Origin of the sequence: Luteimonas sp. 8-5, assembly GCF_029763755.1 — a bacterium.
Lineage (GTDB): Bacteria > Pseudomonadota > Gammaproteobacteria > Xanthomonadales > Xanthomonadaceae > Cognatiluteimonas.
This window is the reverse complement of sequence record NZ_JARUVM010000055.1, coordinates 15,194-33,384: the sequence shown is the minus strand read 5'-3', so window position 1 is coordinate 33,384 and position 18,191 is coordinate 15,194. Positions and strand designations below refer to the sequence as shown.

19 protein-coding genes and 1 pseudogene are annotated in these 18,191 nt (G+C 69.4%); 13 read left to right on the top strand and 7 right to left on the bottom strand.

Annotated elements, in window-relative coordinates; translation table 11 throughout:
* Window positions 1–37: 37 nt before the first annotated feature.
* On the bottom strand, window positions 38–655 hold the full coding sequence (locus QAA18_RS07585) for a thymidine kinase (RefSeq protein WP_279412298.1): 618 nt from the start codon (window positions 653–655) through the stop codon (window positions 38–40).
* A 147-nt stretch (window positions 656–802) separates the two neighbouring features.
* Here QAA18_RS07585 and QAA18_RS07580 point away from each other — a divergent pair, with 147 nt between their 5' ends.
* From QAA18_RS07580 to plsB, 4 genes are all read left to right on the top strand, one after another.
* Window positions 803–2,776 carry a UvrD-helicase domain-containing protein gene (locus tag QAA18_RS07580; protein WP_279412296.1) on the top strand — a complete coding sequence of 658 codons (1,974 nt, stop codon included), beginning with the start codon at window positions 803–805 and terminating at the stop codon, window positions 2,774–2,776.
* Between the two features lie 39 nt (window positions 2,777–2,815).
* Window positions 2,816–3,724, top strand: coding sequence for an HAD family acid phosphatase (locus QAA18_RS07575; RefSeq protein WP_279412295.1), 909 nt, complete (start codon window positions 2,816–2,818; stop codon window positions 3,722–3,724).
* 167 nt (window positions 3,725–3,891) lie between these two features.
* Window positions 3,892–4,857, top strand: a complete 966-nt coding sequence (locus QAA18_RS07570; RefSeq protein ID WP_279412294.1) for a hypothetical protein — start codon at window positions 3,892–3,894, stop codon at window positions 4,855–4,857.
* Window positions 4,857–7,460: a glycerol-3-phosphate 1-O-acyltransferase PlsB gene (gene plsB, locus QAA18_RS07565; protein WP_279412292.1), complete on the top strand. Its 2,604-nt coding sequence runs from the start codon at window positions 4,857–4,859 to the stop codon at window positions 7,458–7,460. Before QAA18_RS07570 ends, plsB begins: the two co-directional genes overlap by 1 nt.
* Here plsB and QAA18_RS07560 read toward each other — a convergent pair.
* A complete protein-coding gene (locus QAA18_RS07560) occupies window positions 7,457–7,675 on the bottom strand; it encodes a YdcH family protein (protein WP_279412291.1) in 219 nt (72 codons plus the stop codon). The two genes, plsB and QAA18_RS07560, sit on opposite strands and share 4 nt — an antisense overlap.
* A gap of 66 nt (window positions 7,676–7,741) precedes the next feature.
* On the opposite strand from QAA18_RS07560, the gene ttcA reads away from it, so the two are divergent.
* The 4 genes from ttcA (at window position 7,742) to QAA18_RS07540 (ending at window position 10,970) form a co-directional block, all read left to right on the top strand.
* Window positions 7,742–8,653 (top strand): tRNA 2-thiocytidine(32) synthetase TtcA, encoded by a 912-nt coding sequence (gene ttcA, locus QAA18_RS07555; RefSeq protein ID WP_279412302.1) that lies wholly within the window; start codon window positions 7,742–7,744, stop codon window positions 8,651–8,653.
* Between the two features lie 75 nt (window positions 8,654–8,728).
* The gene (locus QAA18_RS07550) at window positions 8,729–9,625 is read left to right on the top strand and encodes a recombination-associated protein RdgC (protein ID WP_279412289.1); all 897 of its coding nucleotides are present in this window, start codon (window positions 8,729–8,731) and stop codon (window positions 9,623–9,625) included.
* Between the two features lie 4 nt (window positions 9,626–9,629).
* On the top strand, window positions 9,630–10,385 hold the full coding sequence (locus QAA18_RS07545; protein ID WP_279412288.1) for a SprT family zinc-dependent metalloprotease: 756 nt from the start codon (window positions 9,630–9,632) through the stop codon (window positions 10,383–10,385).
* A 78-nt stretch (window positions 10,386–10,463) separates the two neighbouring features.
* Window positions 10,464–10,970 (top strand): hypothetical protein, encoded by a 507-nt coding sequence (locus QAA18_RS07540; protein WP_279412287.1) that lies wholly within the window; start codon window positions 10,464–10,466, stop codon window positions 10,968–10,970.
* A 10-nt stretch (window positions 10,971–10,980) separates the two neighbouring features.
* On the opposite strand, the gene QAA18_RS07535 is transcribed toward QAA18_RS07540, so the two are convergent.
* Together QAA18_RS07535 and hemH are read right to left on the bottom strand one after the other, a co-directional pair.
* Window positions 10,981–11,850, bottom strand: a complete 870-nt coding sequence (locus QAA18_RS07535; RefSeq protein WP_279412301.1) for an alpha/beta hydrolase — start codon at window positions 11,848–11,850, stop codon at window positions 10,981–10,983.
* 5 nt (window positions 11,851–11,855) lie between these two features.
* Entirely contained in the window at window positions 11,856–12,800 is a 945-nt protein-coding gene (gene hemH / locus QAA18_RS07530; RefSeq protein ID WP_279412285.1) for a ferrochelatase, read from the bottom strand.
* Window positions 12,801–12,888: 88 nt separating this feature from the next.
* Between hemH and QAA18_RS07525 the strand changes: the two genes are divergently transcribed.
* The 5 genes and pseudogenes from QAA18_RS07525 to QAA18_RS07505 all read left to right on the top strand — a co-directional run bounded on the left by QAA18_RS07525 (window position 12,889) and on the right by QAA18_RS07505 (window position 15,580).
* The gene (locus QAA18_RS07525; protein ID WP_279412300.1) at window positions 12,889–13,755 is read left to right on the top strand and encodes a lipid-binding SYLF domain-containing protein; all 867 of its coding nucleotides are present in this window, start codon (window positions 12,889–12,891) and stop codon (window positions 13,753–13,755) included.
* Between the two features lie 43 nt (window positions 13,756–13,798).
* Window positions 13,799–14,008 (top strand): Sec-independent protein translocase subunit TatA, encoded by a 210-nt coding sequence (tatA, locus tag QAA18_RS07520; protein ID WP_279412284.1) that lies wholly within the window; start codon window positions 13,799–13,801, stop codon window positions 14,006–14,008.
* 12 nt (window positions 14,009–14,020) lie between these two features.
* Window positions 14,021–14,254: pseudogene (tatB, locus tag QAA18_RS07515) on the top strand (Sec-independent protein translocase protein TatB); the annotation flags it as partial.
* A gap of 28 nt (window positions 14,255–14,282) precedes the next feature.
* On the top strand, window positions 14,283–15,020 hold the full coding sequence (tatC, locus tag QAA18_RS07510; RefSeq protein ID WP_279412283.1) for a twin-arginine translocase subunit TatC: 738 nt from the start codon (window positions 14,283–14,285) through the stop codon (window positions 15,018–15,020).
* On the top strand, window positions 15,017–15,580 hold the full coding sequence (locus tag QAA18_RS07505) for an RDD family protein (RefSeq protein WP_279412282.1): 564 nt from the start codon (window positions 15,017–15,019) through the stop codon (window positions 15,578–15,580). Before tatC ends, QAA18_RS07505 begins: the two co-directional genes overlap by 4 nt.
* Window positions 15,581–15,583: 3 nt before the next feature.
* Here QAA18_RS07505 and QAA18_RS07500 read toward each other — a convergent pair whose 3' ends face one another.
* The 3 genes from QAA18_RS07500 to QAA18_RS07490 all read right to left on the bottom strand — a co-directional run bounded on the left by QAA18_RS07500 (window position 15,584) and on the right by QAA18_RS07490 (window position 18,154).
* Window positions 15,584–16,444, bottom strand: coding sequence for a BPSS1780 family membrane protein (locus QAA18_RS07500; RefSeq protein ID WP_279412281.1), 861 nt, complete (start codon window positions 16,442–16,444; stop codon window positions 15,584–15,586).
* 34 nt (window positions 16,445–16,478) lie between these two features.
* Window positions 16,479–17,375, bottom strand: a complete 897-nt coding sequence (locus tag QAA18_RS07495; RefSeq protein ID WP_279412280.1) for a hypothetical protein — start codon at window positions 17,373–17,375, stop codon at window positions 16,479–16,481.
* Between the two features lie 62 nt (window positions 17,376–17,437).
* Window positions 17,438–18,154, bottom strand: a complete 717-nt coding sequence (locus QAA18_RS07490) for a glutamine amidotransferase (protein WP_279412279.1) — start codon at window positions 18,152–18,154, stop codon at window positions 17,438–17,440.
* Window positions 18,155–18,191: the final 37 nt, after the last annotated feature.

Genomic DNA, 18,191 nt, shown 5'->3' with positions numbered 1-18,191 from the left:
CGGAAGCCGCGAATCGATGTCGCGGCTTCCGCCGCTCCTACAATAGCGGCGCCTGCAGCGGCGCGATCTCCGCCTCGCCGCGCACGATCTTCTTGAACTCCGCGCGCGACACCGAGACGTAGCGCTCGTTGCCGCCGATCTCCACCTGCGGCCCGTCCTGCACCGCGCGGCCCTTGTCGTCGACGCGCACGGTCATCGTCGCCTTGCTGCCGCTGTGGCAGATGGTCTTGATCTCCTGGATCTCGTCGGCCCAGGCCAGCAGGTACTGGCTGCCTTCGAACAGCTCGCCGCGGAAGTCCGTGCGCAGGCCGTAGCACAGCACCGGGATGCGCAGCCGGTCGACGATCTCGGTGAGCTGCCACACCTGGCTGCGGGTCAGGAACTGCGCCTCGTCGACGAGCACGCAATGCAGCGGTCCGTTGTTGTCGACGCTGTTGCGCACCATGCGTTCCAGGTCGTCGTCCCGGCCGAACGGCGTCCCGTCGGCGCGCAGCCCGATCCGCGAGGCGACCGTACCGCTGCCGTCGCGATGGTCCAGGCGCGGCGTCAGGATCGCCACCCGCATCCCGCGCTCGCGATAGTTGTGCGCCGACTGCAGGAGCGTCGTGGTCTTTCCCGCATTCATTGCCGAGTAGTAGAAGTAGAGTTTGGCCATTGGTGGGGAGACGGGAGACGGGAGACGGGAGATGCCGATTGACCCGGCATCGGCCATGCAGTGATCTTACAATTGCCGTGCATCACAACGCACCAGACAGCGTTTTTCGTCTTCCTCTTCCCCTCTCCCGTCTCCCTTCCCGCCCAGATGCTCAACCCCGCCCAACAAACCGGCGTCCTCCACACCGACGGCCCCCTGCTCGTGCTGGCCGGTGCCGGCAGCGGCAAGACCCGGGTGATCGTGGAGAAGATCGCGCACCTGGTGGGCAGCGGGCGGATGCCCGCGAAGCGGATCGCGGCGATCACCTTCACCAACAAGTCCGCGCGCGAGATGCGCGAACGCGTGGCGCGGCGGCTCAAGGGCGACGCCGGCGAAGGCCTGACGATCTGCACCTTCCACGCGCTGGGCCTGAAGCTGCTGCAGATCGAGCATGCCAAACTGGGGCTGCGCCGCGGCTTCTCGATCTTCGACTCGGAAGACACCGCCGCGCAGTTCAAGGACCTGCTGCCGCCGGGTACCAAGCCCGATGCGATCGATGCGGTGCGCCAACTCGTGTCGCGCGCCAAGAACGCCTGCCTCTCGCCCGAGCAGGCCGCCGAAGCGGCCACGAGCGTGCGCGAGCGCGAGGCGGCGATGCTGTACAAGCGCTACCAGCAGCGCCTGGCCACGTTCAACGCGGTCGACTTCGACGACCTGATCCGGCTGCCGGTGCAATTGCTGGAATCCGACCCCGACTGCGTGGCGGCCTGGCGCGAGCGCATCGGCTACCTGCTGGTCGACGAGTGCCAGGACACCAACGACGCGCAGTACCGCCTGCTCAAGGCGATCGCCGGGCCGCGCGGCCTGTTCACCTGCGTGGGCGACGACGACCAGTCGATCTACGCCTGGCGCGGCGCCAACCCGGAGAACCTGCTGCAGTTGTCGCAGGACTATCCGGCGCTGAAGGTGGTCAAGCTCGAGCAGAACTACCGCTGCAGCAACCGCGTGCTGCGCGCGGCCAACGCGCTGATCGCCAACAACCCGCACGAGCATCCCAAGACGCTGTGGAGCGGCAACGCCGACGGCGACCGCATCCGCGTGTGGGAATGCAAGGACGCGGCGCACGAGGCCGAGAAGGTCGCCGCCGAGATCCAGTTCCAGTCGCAGAAGAATTCAGCTCCGTGGAGCGACTTCTGCGTGCTGTTCCGCGGCAACCACCAGTCGCGCGCGCTGGAGAAGGCGCTGCAGCTGCTGCGCGTGCCCTACCACCTCAGCGGCGGCACCGCGTTCCTGGACCGCGGCGAGGTCAAGGACGCGATGGCCTGGCTGCGCCTGGTCGCCAATCCCGACGACGACGCGGCCTTCCTGCGCGCGGTCGCCTCGCCGCCGCGCGGCGTCGGCGGCACCACCCTGGCGAAGCTGGCGGAACTGGCGCAGCACGCGCACATGCCGCTGGGTCGCGCGGCCGAATCGATCGCCCTGCTCAAGCAGTTGCCGGCGCGCTCGGGCAATGCGTTGCAGGAGTTCACCGGGATCGTCCGCGGCCTGCGCGCCGAGGCGGCGAAGCTGGCACCGGCCGAACTGGTGCGCAAGCTCAACGAGCGCAGCGGCCTGCTGGCGATGCTGCGCGCGCAATGCAAGGACGAGGCGCAATTCCAGGCGCGCCGCCGCAACCTCGACGAACTGGCCGACTGGTTCGATGGCGGCAGGAATGCCGGCCCCGGCGACCTCGCCGCCGCGCTGGCGCTGCTATCGCACGCCGACAAGGGCGACGCCGGCAACCAGGTGCGGCTGATGAGCCTGCATGCCGCCAAGGGCCTGGAGTTCCGCTACGTGTTCATCGTCGGCGTCGAGGACGGCAACCTGCCGCACGAAGCCAGCATCGAGGAAGGCCGCCTCGACGAGGAGCGCCGCCTGCTCTACGTCGGCATCACCCGCGCCAAGGAGGCGCTGTGGCTGTCGCATGCGCGCGAGGCGCAAAAGTGGGGGGACCGCCTGCGGCTGTCGCCGAGCCGCTTCCTCGATGAACTGCCGGCGGCCGAACTACAGCGCGACGGCGCCGATCCCGTCGCCGATGCCGAACGCAAGGCCGAGCGCGCCAGTGCCGGCTTCGCCGCGATCAAGGCGCTACTGGAGTCGTAGCAGCGGCTAGACTCTCCCGGTCAGACACCGGAGCCGACCATGCGCCTCGCCGTTTCCTTCCTTTCCGCCGCCCTGCTTGCCGGCTGCGTCAGCGTCGCCACCCATGGCGATCCCGCGGCCAGCGCCGCCGCGGCGCAGTCCAGCGCCAGCAGCGCCTATGTCGTCCAGGCCCCGCCGCCGAACGACGATCTCAACGCGACCGTCTGGTTCCAGACGTCGGTGGAGCGCGACCTTGTGTTCCGGCAGGTCTATGGCGCGGCCGCCGCGCACCTGGGCGCCGCGCTGGCCGACAAGTCGTGGGATGCGCTGCCGAAGGGCGACCGCAGCAACGATCCGTCCGGCCTGCCGCCGGCGATCATCGTCGACGTCGACGAGACCGTGCTCGACAACTCGCCCGAGCAGGTGCGCCAGATCGTCGACGACAAGCCGTTCAACGACGCCGACTGGAACGCCTGGGTGCAGCAGGCCGCAGCGAAGCCCCTGCCGGGCGCGGTCGAGTTCCTCTCCGCCGCGGCGGCCAAGGGCGTCACCGTGTTCTACGTCAGCAACCGTGAGGCCGACCAGGCCGAGGCGACGGTAGCCAACCTGCGCAAGGCCGGGTTCCCGATCGCCGATGCCAACCAGTTCCTGGGCAAGGGCACCGTGGTCGAGGGTTGCCAAGGCACCGGCTCGCCCAAGGACTGCCGCCGCCAGCTGGTCGGCCGCACGCACCGCGTGCTGATGCAGTTCGGCGACCAGGTCGGCGACTTCATCCACACCGCGGACAACAGCCCGGCGGGACGCCGGGCCGCGGTCGAGCCCTCCCTGGACTGGGTGGGCGAGCGCTGGTGGACCCTGCCCAACCCGATGTACGGCGCCTGGGAGCCGGCCCTGTTCGGCAACGACTGGAGCCTGTCGCCCGTGCAGCAGCGCGCGGCCAAGGAAGCGGCGCTGGACGATGCGCGCTAACGAAATCAACATGTTGCATCACCTAATCTGAGGTATTGCATCAATTTCGCGGCCGCGCTAGCCTGCTCGCATCCGGCACGTCCGGAGCCATGCCACAACTGACTGTCCTCCGGCCCGGCCGGATTTGAGGAGGCCACCGGCCTCCTTTTCTTTGCCAAGATGCGGCGATGGCGATCCGAACCTTCACGCAATTTTCATGCGCCGCCCTCCTCGGCGCCTGCCTGGTCGCGCTGCCGGGATGCCGCCCACCGGCGGGCGACGAAGTCGCCGCGCCGCCCGACACCCGTGCGGCGCGCAAGCCGGCCCAGGCCGTGCGCCAGCTCACCGCGCACCTGCGTGCCAACGAGCTGGAGGCGTTCGCGATGGAGGCGGTGCCGCCGGAGATGCACGAGAGGCTGGTCGTGGCCTGGAGCGAAGGCCGCACCCGCTGGCCGCTGGACGAACTGCCCTTCGGCCGGCGCCTGCCGGCGATTCTTGCCGCGCTGTCGGCCCCGGGCTCGGAAAAGCAGTTGCAGCAGACCTTCGACCGCCAGTTCGCGGGCGCCGGCCGCGAGCTGCGTTCGGCCGCGCAGACCCTGGGCGTGTTCGGCACCCGCTACGTGGCCGAGGAAGGCGACTACAGCGAGGACGAGCGCCTGCACTACACCCAGCTGATCGCCGCGGCCAGCCAGTGGGGCATGGAAGCGCCATTGGGCGACCGCAACCGCGCGGGGCATTCCATCGCCCAGCTCGCCGCGGCCGCACGCCGCACCGGCCTGGCCTCCGCCGCCGACTTCCGCGAGGCCGGTATGGCCGCGAGCCTGCGCAAGCTCGGCCCCTTCGCCGCCGCGTTCAAGGTGGTGCTGCTGCGCTACGGCCTGGATCTCAACGCCGACCTGGCAACCCTCGACGCCAGCCTGCAGCAGCAGACCGGCGACCAGGCCAGGGTACGGATGCGTTACCGCTTCGCCGGCGCCGACATCGACACGGTGGTCAGCCTGCGCCGGATCGACGAGCGCTGGTACGTGGAGGACTTCCTGCGCCACGCCGAGGCCGCCATCGCCCGGCCGCTGCCGCCGGCCCCGGTCCCCGATCCGGCAGACGCGGCACCGGCCCAGGCCCAGGCAGCGCCCGCCACGACGCCTCGGCGATAATGGCGCCGATGCCGACCCAGCCCAATCTCCCCCTCGACGAGCCGGCCCAGCCGCCGCCCGAGGCGCCCCGCAGCCCCCGCACGCCGATGTCCAGGCAGCGCGCCCGCGCCCGGCAACCGTGGTGGGCGCGCCTGCTCGGCCGGATCCTGGCGCCCTGGATCGGGCTCAAGGTCGAGCCCGCCGGCGGCCCCGAACCGGACCCGCGCCCGGTCTGCTACGTGCTCGAGGACTACGGCCTTTCCAACGCCCTGATCCTGGACCGTGCCTGCCGCGAGGCCGGGTTGCCGTCGCCGCTGAGCCCATTGCCCGGCGATCCGCTGGGGCGCAAGCGCGCCTATGTCGCCCTGTCCCGGCGCAATGCCGGCAGCACCCTCAACCGCGCCGCCAGCCTGGCCACCGCCAAGCCGGCGCCGGTGAAGACCCACTCCGGCTCGCTGGCGCGGCTGATCGAAGCCCACCGCAACGATCCGGCGCTGGACGTGCGCCTGGTGCCGGTCTCGATCTTCGTCGGCCGCTCGCCGGACAAGCAGAGCGGCTGGTTCTCGGTGCTGTTCTCGGAGAACTGGGCGCTGGTCGGGCGCTTCCGCCGCCTGCTGGCGATCCTGCTCAACGGCCGCGACACCCTGGTCCATTTCGCCGCTCCGGTGTCGGTGCGCGAGGTGCTGGAGGAAGGCCTCGACCCCGAACGCACGGTGCGCAAGCTCTCGCGCGTGCTGCGCACCCACTTCCATCGCATCCGCGAGGCGGTGATCGGCCCCGACCTGTCCACCCGTCGCCTGCTGGTGGACAAGGTGCTGGCCGCCGACGCGGTGCGCGACGCGATCGCCGACCAGGCGCGCCGCGACAAGAGCAGCCTCGATGCGGCCTGGAAGAAGGCGCACGCGATCGCCTACGAGATCGCCGCCGACTATTCGCACCCCGTGGTGCGCTCGGTGTCGTTCCTGCTGACCTCGGTCTGGAACCGGATCTACCGTGGCGTGCTGGTCCACCACCTGGACACGCTCAAGCAGGCCGCGCCGGGGCACGAAGTGGTGTACGTCCCCAGCCACCGCAGCCACATGGACTACCTGCTGCTGAGCTACCTGCTGTATACGCGCGGCATCGTGCCGCCGCACATCGTGGCGGGCATCAACCTCAACTTGCCGGTGATCGGCACCATCCTGCGCAAGGGCGGCGCGTTCTACATCCGCCGTTCGATCCGCGGCAGCGCGCTGTACTCGGCGGTGCTGGGCGAATACGTGGCGCAGCTCGTCGCCGGCGGCTACTCGCTGGAGTACTTCATCGAGGGCGGGCGTTCGCGCACCGGCCGGCTGCTGCAGCCCAAGGGCGGCATGCTGGCGATGACCGTGCGCGCCTACCTGCGCCAGCCGACCCGCCCCGTGCTGTTCCAGCCGGTATACATCGGCTACGAGAAGCTGATGGAAGGCGACAGCTACCAGGACGAACTGGTCGGCAAGCCGAAGGAGAAGGAGTCGATCCTCGGCCTGCTGATGGGCATCCCCAAGGTGCTGCGCAGCAACTACGGCCAGGTGGTGGTGAACTTCGGCGAGCCGGTGCTGCTCGACGACATGCTCGCCGCGCACGCGCCGGACTGGGACCGATCGCCACTGCCGGACGGCGAGCGGCCAGACTGGCTGTCGGGCACCGTCGATGCGACCGCGCAACGGATCCAGGTCAACGTCAATCGCGCCGCCGACGTGAACCCGGTCAACCTGCTGGCGCTGGCGCTGCTGTCCACGCCCAAGCACGCGATGGGCGAATCCGACCTGCTGGCGCAGATCGCCCTGTCGAAGACGCTGCTGACCGAAGTGCCCTACGGCGACCGCGTCACCGTCACCCCGCACACGCCCGAGCAGATCGTGGCGCACGGCGAGGAGATCGCGATGCTCACGCGCACCGCGCATCCGCTGGGCGACGTGATCGCCGTGGATCCGGCCACCGCGGTGCAGTTGAGCTACTTCCGCAACAACGTGCTGCACCTGTTCACTGCGTCGGGCTGGATCGCCTGCTGCTTCCAGCACAACCGGCGCATGCCGCGGCAGGCAGTGCTGCGCCTGGGCCAGTCGATGTATCCGTTCCTGAAGGCGGAACTGTTCCTGCCGTGGACCGACGAGGAGTTCACCGGGCGGTTGGAGCGCACCATCGACGTGTTCGTGCGCGAGGGGCTGCTGGAGCAGGTCAGCGATGACGACGGCGGCATCCTGGCCCGCAACTCTGGCCAGTCCGACGAGGTCTTCCGCCTGCGCGCCATCGGCCATCCGCTGCAGCAGGCGTTCGAGCGCTACTACATCGCGATTTCGGTGCTGGCGAAGAACGGCCCCGGCACCCTGGGCGCCGGCGAACTGGAAACCATGTGCCAGATGGCGGCGCAGCGCCTGAGCCTGCTGTACGCGCCGGCCGCACCCGAGTTCTTCGACAAGTCCCTGTTCCGCGGCTTCATCCAGAAGCTCAAGGAACTGCGCCTGGTCTGGCCCGACGAGAACAGCAAGCTGGTGTTCGACGACCGGCTGTCGGCCTGGGCGCGCGACGCCAAGGTCATCCTCGGGCGCGAACTGCGCCACACGATCGAGAAGATCAGTCCGGAAGCGATCAGGAAGGATTAGGCCGGCTCGTCGGGGATCAGGTCGCTCTCGAGCCGCGCGATCTGGTCCTTGAGCTGCAGCTTGCGCTTCTTCAGCCGCTTGACCGCCAGTTCGTCCGCTTCGATGTCGGCCTGCAGGCGGACGATGGCCTCGTCGAGGTCGCGATGCTCCTGCCGCAGCATCAGCAGGCGCTCGGCCAGGATGGCCAGTTCGGCTGGGTCGGTGGGCTGGTTCATGTGGGCGCGCTCATGAGTCGCCAAGCTTAGCGCCAGCCGACGCTACAATGGCGCATGCCTGTCGCCATCTCCCCGAACGGGGCCATTCCCCTCGCCGAACCCGTGTCGCGCGCCGCCCGGCGCCAGCACGAACCGACCCGGCTGGCCAAGCGCCTGCGCCACCAGGTGGGCCGCGCGATCGCCGATTTCGGCATGATCGAAGCCGGCGACAAGATCATGGTCTGCCTGTCCGGCGGCAAGGACAGCTACACCATGCTGGACGTGCTGCTGCAGCTGCAGAAGAAGGCGCCGGTGCCGTTCTCGCTCACCGCGGTCAACCTCGACCAGAAGCAGCCCGGCTTCCCGGAACACGTGCTGCCCGGCTACCTGCGTTCGCTGGGCGTGGACTTCCACATCCTGGAGCAGGACACCTATTCGGTCGTGTCGCGGGTGATCCCGGAAGGCAAGACCATGTGCTCGCTGTGCTCGCGCCTGCGCCGCGGCGCGCTGTACACCTACGCAGAGCAGAACGGCTTCACGAAGATCGCCCTTGGCCACCACCGCGACGACCTGGTGGCCACGTTCTTCCTCAACCTGTTCTTCCACGCCAAGCTCAGCGGCATGCCGCCCAAGCTGCTGTCCGACGACGGCAAGCACGTGGTGATCCGGCCGCTGGCCTACGTGCGCGAGGACGACATCGCGGCGTACGCCGAGGCGAAGGCGTTCCCGATCATTCCCTGCACCCTCTGCGGATCGCAGGAGAACCTGCAGCGCAAGCAGGTCAAGAAGATGCTCGACGCCTGGGAGAAGGAATCGCCCGGCCGCATCGAGACCATCGCGCGCGCGCTGGGCGACATCCGCCCCTCGCAACTGAGCGATCCGGCCCTGTTCGATTTCCTCGCGCTGGGCAAGCGCGGGAACGGCGTGTTGCCGGATGCGCATGCGTGGCTCGATGGGCGGGAGACGGGAGACGGGAAGAGGGAGAAGGAAGAGCAATAGCTCCGACCGCCCGACTCGCATCCGTTTCCCATCTCCCGTCTCCCATCTCCCCTCTCCCCTCTCCCGGCTCTCCGAATGTTCTTCCGCAACCTGACGTTCTTCCGCTTCCCCGCTTCGCTCGACCTCTCCGACCTCGACACCCAGCTCGCCAACTGCGCGCTCAAGCCGGTCGGTGCGCTGGAGCTGTCGTCGCGCGGCTTCATCCCGCCCTTCGGCCGCGATGCCGAGGCCCTGTCGCACCGCATCGGCGATGCGATCTGGCTCAGCGTCGGCAGCGAGGACAAGCTGCTGCCCGGCGCGGTGGTCAACGACCTGCTGCAGAAGAAGCTGGCCGAGATCGAGCAGAAGGAAGGCCGCCGTCCCGGTGGGCGCACCCGCAAGCGGCTGAAGGAAGACCTGGTGCACGAGCTGCTGCCGCGCGCGTTCGTGCGGCCCGGCCGCACCGATGCCATCCTCGACCTCGAGCACGGCATCTGCGTGGTCGACACCTCCTCGCGCAAGCAGGCCGAGAACGTGGTGTCGGAGATCCGCAACGCGCTGGGCAGCTTCCCGGCGCTGCCGCTCAATGCCGAAGTCGCGCCGCGCGCGGTACTCACCGGCTGGATCGCCGGCGAGCCGCTGCCCGACGGCCTGACGCTGGGCGATGAATGCGAGTTACGCGACGCCGCCGACAAGGGCGCGGTGGTCAAGTGCCAGCGCCAGGAACTCACCGGCGACGAGATCGGCAAGCACCTGGAATCGGGCAAGCAGGTCGCGCGACTGGCACTCACCCTCGACGACCACGCTTCATTCGTGCTCGGCGAAGACCTGGTGCTGCGCAAGTTCAAGCTGCTCGACGGCGCGGTCGACGGACTGGAGTCGACCGAGCGTGAAGACCTTCACGCAGAGCTCGATGCGCGCTTCGCATTGATGGCCGGCGAACTCAAGCGCCTGTTCAGCGTACTCGAGCCGGCGCTGAAGCTGTCAAAATAGTCGCATGCAACGACTACGGACGATCGAGCGCGACAGCATCGAACTCGCGCTCGCCGACGGCCGCACCGTGCCCGTCGCACGGGTACGCGACCCGCGTGCGCGCCGGCTCAAGCTGTGCGTGGACGAACGCGGTGCGCGGCTGACGCTGCCGCCGCGCGCCAGCGCGGTGTCGGGCGAACGCTTCCTTGCCGAACACCGCGACTGGGTCGCCGAACAGCTGGCGCATTACGCCACCGACGCGATCGAACCGTTGCAGCCCGGCGTCACCGCCACCCTGCCATTGCGCGCGCAGCCGTTGCCGCTGCGCTGGCAGGAAGGCCGCTACGCGCGGCTGCAGGCGGACACCGACGGCGGCCTGGTGTTCACGCTGCCGGCCAGGCCGAGCGAACAGGGCATGCGCCGCGCCCTGCGCGATTTCTACGAAGGCGAGGCGCGCGCCGACATCCACCGCTGGATGCCGCGCTACCTGGCAGGCCTGCCGCGCACGCCGCGCCAGGTGCGGCTGAAGGTGATGTCCTCGCAATGGGGTTCGCTCGCGCCCGACGGCACGGTGGCCTTGGACCTCTCGCTGGTGCTGGCGCGGCCCTCGGCCTTCGAATACGTGCTGGTCCACGAACTGTGCCACCTGGCGCGCGCGGACCATTCGCGCGCGTTCTGGCGCGAGGTCGAAAGCCGCTTCCCGGCCTGGCGCGACGAGCGCGACTGGTTCCACGACCACGGCCGCCGGACCAAGGCGGCACTGCGCGCGCTGCTGGGTTGATGGCCGCTTGTGGCCCCCGACTCCGTCTTGGCTCCTGACGGCCCAGGCAGGGCCCGCTTTTCCCACCAGGAGTCCGTAATGCGCAAGGTTGTCGTGTTCGCTGTTTCCGTCTCGCTCATGGCCGCCCTGGCCGCCTGCGGCAAGTCGCCCGAGGAACGCGCCGCCGGCGCCGCGCTGAGCGCGATCACCGGGAACAAGGTTGCCGTCGAGGACGATGGCGACAAGGTCACCTTCGGCGAAGGCGACAAGGCGATGACCATCAGCAGCGGCGACAGCGCCAGGCTGCCTGCGAGCTTCCCGAAGGACGTCTACCTGCCCGCGGACTACGAGATCGACAGCGTGGTCGATTCGGCCGGTTTCACCATGGTCTCCGTGCGCACCGGCGGCGACCTGGGCGACGCGTCGCAGGCCGCCCGCCAGCAGATGCTGGACGCCGGCTGGAAGCAGTCGATGGCCGCCACCGACGACGACACCAACCACCTGCTCGCCTACGAGAACGACGACCGCACCGCGCTGATGTCGTTCTCCACCGACTCGGGCAACGGCGTGGTCTACAGCGTGCAGCTGTCGCAGAAGCGCCAGTAAGCCTGCCGGGTCACAGGCGGAAGAAGTCGCCGATCGCGGCGGCCACTTCCGCCGGCTGTTCCATGTGCAGGTGATGGCCGCCGGGCATCACCACCAGTTCGCCGTGCGGCAGCAGGGCGGCGCGCTCGCTGCGCAGCGGCTCGGGCAGGTAGGGCTGCGGCGGATCGGCGTGGATGACCCGCACCGGACACTGGATCGAGCCGATGAGGTCGCGCACCTGCGGCTCGGTCATGCGCACCATCGTCGGCAGAGTCAGGCGCGGATCGCTGCTCCACGCATAACCCATGCCGCCAGCGTCGGGCACCGGCACCAGGCCGCGTTCGACCAACAAGCGCGCGGCCCCTTCCTCCAGTGCGCTGCCGGTGACGCCCTGCATGCGCGCGCGCACCGCGATGGCAATGTCCGGGAACACACGCAGGCGCTTGCCCTTCAGCGCGCGCGTGGCCGCGATCGCATCGCGCAGTCGCTGTCCGGTGCGTTCCGGTTCCTCGGCCAGCGCGCCCAGCGCTTCGATCGCGAGCACGCGTTCGATACGTTCCGGGCAGGCCGCGGCCACCAGGCTGGCGATGCCCGCGCCCATCGAGTGCCCGAGCAGCGAGAAGCGTTCCCAGCCCAGCGCATCGGCGATGTCGAGCACGGCGTTGACCGCGGCGGCGAACGAGTAGTCGGCGCCAAGCGGAAGATGCGCGCTGCGGCCGTGGCCCGGCAGGTCGGGAGCGACCAGCTCGATGCCGTCCAGATGCGCGGCCAGCGGCACGAAGCTGGCGGCGTTGTCGAGCCAGCCGTGCAGCGCCATCACGTTGGGGGCGTTGGCGGCTCCGCCGCGCAGCCCGGCGATGCGCCCGGACGGAATATCGAGGGTGAACTCGCGCAGCGCGATGGCCATCACCAGGCCGCCAAATCCCGCGCGGCCAGGGCCGCGATCGCGTCGGCGTGCGCTGGCGCGTCGTTGAGGCAGGCGATGGCGCGCAGTTCGCCGCCCTTCCCGGCGAAATGTTCCGCCAGCATCATCCCGATCTCTTCCAGTGTTTCCAGGCAGTCGGCGGCGAAACCCGGGCAGACGACGTCGACCTTGCGCACGCCGCCCGCAGCCAGCGCGTCGAGCCGGTCGATGGTGGCCGGCTGCAGCCACTTGCCGGCACCGAAGCGCGACTGGTAAGCGAGCGACCAGGCGTCGGCCGGCAACTCCAGTGCCGCCGCGATCGCATGCGCGCTGGCCTCGCACTGGTTCGCATACGGATCGCCGCGGTCGACCACGCGCTGCGGCAGGCCATGGAAGGACATCAGCAGGTGTTCGCCGCGGCCGCGCGCCTGCCAATGGGCACGGATCGAACCGGCGACGGCCGACACCCAGCCCGGATCCAGGTGGTAGTCCTCGAGCATGCGGATACCCTGGCCGCCTGCCCGCGCGACCACGTCGGCCACCGACGACGTCGTAGTGGTGGAGAACTGGGGGTACAGCGGCAGCACCAGGATCCGCCCGCAGCCCTCGTCGCGCAGTTGCGCCAATGCCGCCGCCAGGGCCGGCTGCCCGTAGCGCATGGCATGGCGCACCGGCACGCCCGGCATGCGCTGCGCGACGGCGTCCGCCAGCGCGCGGGTATGCACTTCAAGCGGCGAGCCGCCGGGCAGCCAGACCGAGGCGTACTTGGAGGCCACCTTCGGCGCCCGCCGCGGCAGCACCACCCGCCGCAGCAGCGGCAGCCACAGCCAGCGCGGCAGCGACACCACCCGCGAGTCCGAAAGGAACTCGTCGAGGTATCGGGAAACCGCCTGGGCAGTCGGGGCATCGGGCGTGCCCAGGTTCACCAGGAGAACTGCGTCCTTCATCGCGATAGGATCGCATTCCCAAGCTATTCATGCCTCCGCTTCTAGCCTGAACGCCGACCGCACCCCCCGGAGTCCCGCCATGTCCCTGATGCGTCTGCCCCTGCTGGCCTTGCTGCTCGCCTTGTCCCCCGCCGCCCTCGCCGGCACCGACGAGGATGCGCGCGCGCAGAACGCGGTTCGCGTGCTCACCGACATCCAGGCGATCCCGGAATCGGCGATCCCGGAGAAGCTCTTCGACGAGGCGCACGCGATCGTGGTCGTGCCCGACAGCATCAAGGCCGGCCTGGTGATCGGTGGCCGCCGGGGCCACGGCCTGCTCTCGGTCAAGCGCGACGACGGCACCTGGTCCAACCCGGCCTTCGTCACCATGACCGGCGGCAGCATCGGCTTCCAGGCCGGCGTGCCGTCGGCCGACATCGTGCTGGTGTTCCGCAGCGAGCGCGGCCTGGACTCGATCGTCAACGGCAAGTTCACCCTTGGCGCCGACGCCGGGGTGGCCGCCGGCCCCGTGGGCCGCAACGCCGCGGCCGCAACCGACGGACAGCTGAAGGCGGAGATCTGGTCGTGGTCGCGCGCCCGCGGCCTGTTCGCCGGCGTCGCCATCGACGGTGCCGTGCTCTCGATCGACGATCGCGCCAACGAGGCCGTGTACGGCCGCGACACCACGCCGCGCATGGTCTTCGAGGACCGTTACAGCCAGCGCCCGTCCAACGCCATCGTCAGCTTCCGCGATGCGCTGGAAGAAGCCACCGCCGCCGCGCGCGCCGCGCGGGCGGGCGATTCGGACAATGCGCCGGCCAGGCCAGCCGCACCCGCGAGCACGCCTGCGCCGGCCGCCGGCACCGCCGTGACCGAACCGGTCGCCGCGCCGACCACGGTGCAGGCGCCGCAGCCGGGGGCATTCGAGCCGGTCGAGAACCCCGCCACCATCGAACCGCTACCGCCGGCCCAGTAGCGTCCTGCGGTATCCTGTCGGCCCCTCCAACCGGCGCAACGACATGGGTGGTTTCAGCCTCTGGCATTGGCTCATCGTGCTGGTGATCGTGGTGCTGGTCTTCGGGACCAAGCGCCTGAAGAACGTCGGCCAGGACCTGGGCGAGGCGATGCGCGGCTTCAAGAAGGGCCTCAACGAGGATCCTGAAGCGAAAAAGGACCCCAACGACGGCGCGAAGGACGACGACGACCGGAACCCGCCGGTCGTGCGCTGACCCGGCCGGGACATGTTCGACGTCGGATTCACCGAACTGCTGGTGATCGCCGTGGTCGCCCTGCTGGTGCTCGGCCCCGAGCGCCTGCCGCGGGCTGCCCGTTTCGCCGGCCTGTGGGTGCGGCGCGCACGCGCGCAATGGCACTCCGTGCGCGCGGAACTCGAACGCGACCTCGCCGCCGAGGACATGCAGCGCAGCATGAAGGATGCCGGCGCCGCCATGCGCGAGGCGCAGGCCGAACTGCGCAAGGGGCTGGCGCCGGACGAAGAAGGCCATGACCGGGGCTGACGACGCCACCGACACGCCGACCGTGTTCGACCACCTGGTGGAACTGCGCTCGCGCCTGCTGCGCGCGGTCGCCGGGCTGATGCTGGTGTTCGTGGCCCTGCTGCCGTTCGCCAACCGGCTCTATGCCTATCTCGCACAGCCGTTGCTGGACAAGCTGCCGCGCGGCGGGCAGTTGATCGCCGTCGAGGTGGCCTCGCCGTTCTTCGCACCGGTCAAGCTCGCGTTCTTCGTCGCCGTGGTCGTGGCGATGCCGTGGCTGCTGTACCAACTGTGGGCCTTCGTCGCGCCCGGCCTGTACCAGCGCGAGCGCCGCCTGGCGATGCCGCTGCTGGCCTCGGCGCTCACGCTGTTCTATGCCGGCTGCGCGGTTGCGTATTTCCTGGTCTTGCCGGCGGTGTTCGGCTTCCTGGCCAGCGTCACGCCGGCCGGCGTGGCGATGATGACCGACATCAACGCCTACCTCGATTTCGTGCTGGTGATCTTCCTGGCCTTCGGCGCCAGTTTCGAATTGCCGGTGGCGCTGGTGATCCTGGTCCTGCTGGGCTGGGTGACGCCGGCGCAGCTGCGCGAATGGCGCGGCTACGCCATCGTAGGCGTCTTCGTGATCGCCGCGGTGATCACCCCGCCGGACGTGATCTCGCAACTGATGCTGGCCATCCCGATGGTCGCGCTGTACGAAGCCGGCATCCTGGTTTCGGCCGCACTGGCCCGCAAGCCGGAATGACGCCGGCCGGCTTCTGGCGCCGCAGCGCGGCGTGGACACTGGACTTCCTGGCGATCTCCGCCGCCGCCGTCGCATTCGCCTGGCCGCGGGTTTCGTCCGGCTGGCAGGCTTCGGCCTACGCCATGCGGCAATTGTCCGAGCGCACCGCCGACGCGATGTACGACGAGATGATGCTGGGCACGCCGGTTGCGGCGATGGTGCCCCGGCTGGTGCACGATCCGCGCCTGCTGGAGGCGGCCACCGTGCTGCACGCCGCGCTGTGGCAGCTGTTCCTGCCGCTGCTGCTGGGCTATGCGCTGTTGGCGCTGCTGGTCCACGCCGGCGGCGAGCTGTCGCCCTGGCAGGGCTCGCCGGGCAAGCGCCTGCTCGGGATGAAAGTCACCGGCATGGCCGGAGAACGGCTGCCCTGGCCGCGGGTCCTGCTGCGCCACGTGGCCGGGCTGCTGTCATGGCTCACCCTCAACCTCGGCCACGCGATGGCCGCACTGCCGCCGGACAGGCGTGCGTTGCACGACAGGATCGCCGGCGCGCGGGTCATGGCCCGCGACGCCGGGGACTGAACGTCAGGCCTCGAAACCCGCGGCCGGCGCAACGGGTGCAGCAGTGCCGGCATCGAGCATCTGCTTCCAGGCCGAGTACACCGCACCCATCATCACCGGCATCAGCACGGCCATCAGCAGCAGCTGGGTCACCACGTTCATCGCCAGGTCGCCGCCTATCGCGCGCGCGATCACGCCGACGATCATGACCACGATATAGATCGCGATCACGGCAATGAAGGTCACGAACAGGAACACGATCAGCGCCGGCAGGTTGCGCACGCAGGCGCGGAAGCTGTGGCCCATCGCCGAGAATGCGCCGTTGCCGGTGAACATGATCTCGGGGATCGCCACGAAGGTGAAGAAGCTGGCGACGATGCCGATCACCAGCGACAGCAGCATCCACAGCGCGAGGCGGCCGAGCGGCAACGTGGAGAACAGTTCCGGATCCGGCTGCGCCTGCGCGGCGGCCTGCTCCATCAACTGCACCATCTCGGCCAGCGCAGTCTGCCCCACCATCGCAACGAGCAGCACCAGGCACAGCAGCAGCGCTCCAAGATTGGGCAGCAATGTGAGCAGCAGGCGGCCGAGGCGGCCCGCCTGGAAGCCTTCGAGCAAGTGCGAAGGCTTGGCCTGGCCGCCCTGCTCGACGCTGCGCACGGCGAACACGATGCCGCCCGCCAGCAACGGCCCGACCAGCATCATCAGCAGCTGCAGGCTCATCAGTGCCGGCGACCGGCTCGCCAGGATCGCCACGACCAGGGCGATGGCGCCATAGATCGCGCCCAGCAGACCCAGCCCCAGCGGCGCCTTTCGCAGCACCGAGAAGCCATCGAGCAACCATTGCGCACCGGCCGAAGCCGCAACCTTGTTCACGTTGTTCATCGCTTCGTTCCGGAGTGTTGGGTGGAAGTCGGGGTCACGCGGCCACTTCCGGCGCCGGGGCGCCGCCGCAGATGTCGCGCCACAGGTGATAGCCCATGCCATAGGAGATCGCAATCGCGAGCCCGCACAGCAGCAGGTAGAGCGGAACGGCCAGAACCAACAGCCACTGCGTAGTGAAGTGCACCAAGGCCATGATCAGCGCCAAAAAGATGCCGAAACCCAGTGCTATCACCACCCAGAGGATGACGGCGGCGACCAGGAACATCAACAGTGGTATCAAATTCCTCACTACACCCATGAACCCGTCGCCTATGGCGGCGATCACCCCGCGGTCGCGCAGCGCGACCTGGGCGACGCCGATGCCCTGCACCGCATACGTGAACAGGCACAGTGCGAGGAGGATCGGGAATACCTTGAAGAATCCCGACGTGAATCCGGGCGGTGGTGGCGCCGGTTGCTCCAGCGGACTGGACATCATCGCGTCTAGGTACCAACGCCCGACGTCGGGAGCCAGGACCGCAACCAGCATCCCGGCGAGCAGGTAGGTCGCCACCAGCAGCAGCATGTACACGCCGAATGCGCGCATATTGGTCCCGACGTCACGCATTCCTTCGAAAATTTCCGTCGCCGAGGCAGGCTCCCCGGCATCGAGCTTGTGGACCATGCGCAGGTAGCCGATGAACAGCCCGACGAACATGTACATCAGAGGCAAACTCAGGAGCAGCCCGATAAGGGAGGAAACCACGGGCGACTCCGCAGCCAGCCACATCGCCCCCACGTTGAGGACCAGGAAAGCGACCATCACTGCCAGAGTCACGCCTAGCACCCAACCCGCGCCGCCGAGCATCTGCGCCGGATGTCGCCGAATCAATCCGAGCGTGTCGAGTACCCAGGCAAATCCTTTTCCTGCACCCACCGACTGCGTCGCCATCGCGTCCCCCTTCCCTGTTGGCGTGCTCCCCAGCACTGAGGGCCCGATGGTAACAGCGGCGCCTAACGGGCGCGCGCAATCCGGATGAAGCGGCGCAGCACCTCGCGCGCATGCGGCGCTGCACGTACGGCGCGCAGCAACGCCTCCGGATCCTTGCCCTCGCGCTCAAGCGCATCGCGACGGGCTTGCAGGTAGCCACGCATGTGGGTGGTGCTGAATTCGGGGTGAAACTGCACGCCCCAGGCCGCCTCGCCCCAGCGGAAGGCATGGCAGGGATCGAGCGCGGAACGCGCCAGCACGGTGGCGCCATCGGGCGCGCGCAGCACGCTCTGCAAGTGCGTGGCCTGGGCGGGGAACCGCTGCGGCAGGCCGGCGAACAGCGGATCGCCCGCCGCGGCAGGCAGCAACTCGAGTTCCACCGTTCCCATCTCGCGCCCGGCCGGGTTGTCGGCGACTTCGCCGCCGAGGGCATGCGCCAGCTGCTGGTGGCCGTAGCAGATGCCCAGCACCGGCGTTCCGGCGCGCGCGGCGTCGGCCAGGTACTGGCCGCTGCGTTCGCTCCACGGGTGGCGGTCGGTGACCATGGCGCCGGAGCCGGTGGCGATCATGCCGGCGAAGCCGCCGGCCGGCGGCAGCGGCTCGTCCCCCTCGACATGGACCACGACGATAGCGTCGCCCTGCAGCCCGGCAGCGACCCGGATCCAGTGCGGAAAACCGCCGTGGCGGCGCATCGTGGCGACCGGCTTGCCGGTTTCGAGGATCAGGAAGGGGTGTTTCACGCCCTTATACTAGCCCGCTCCCTACACGCGACGACCC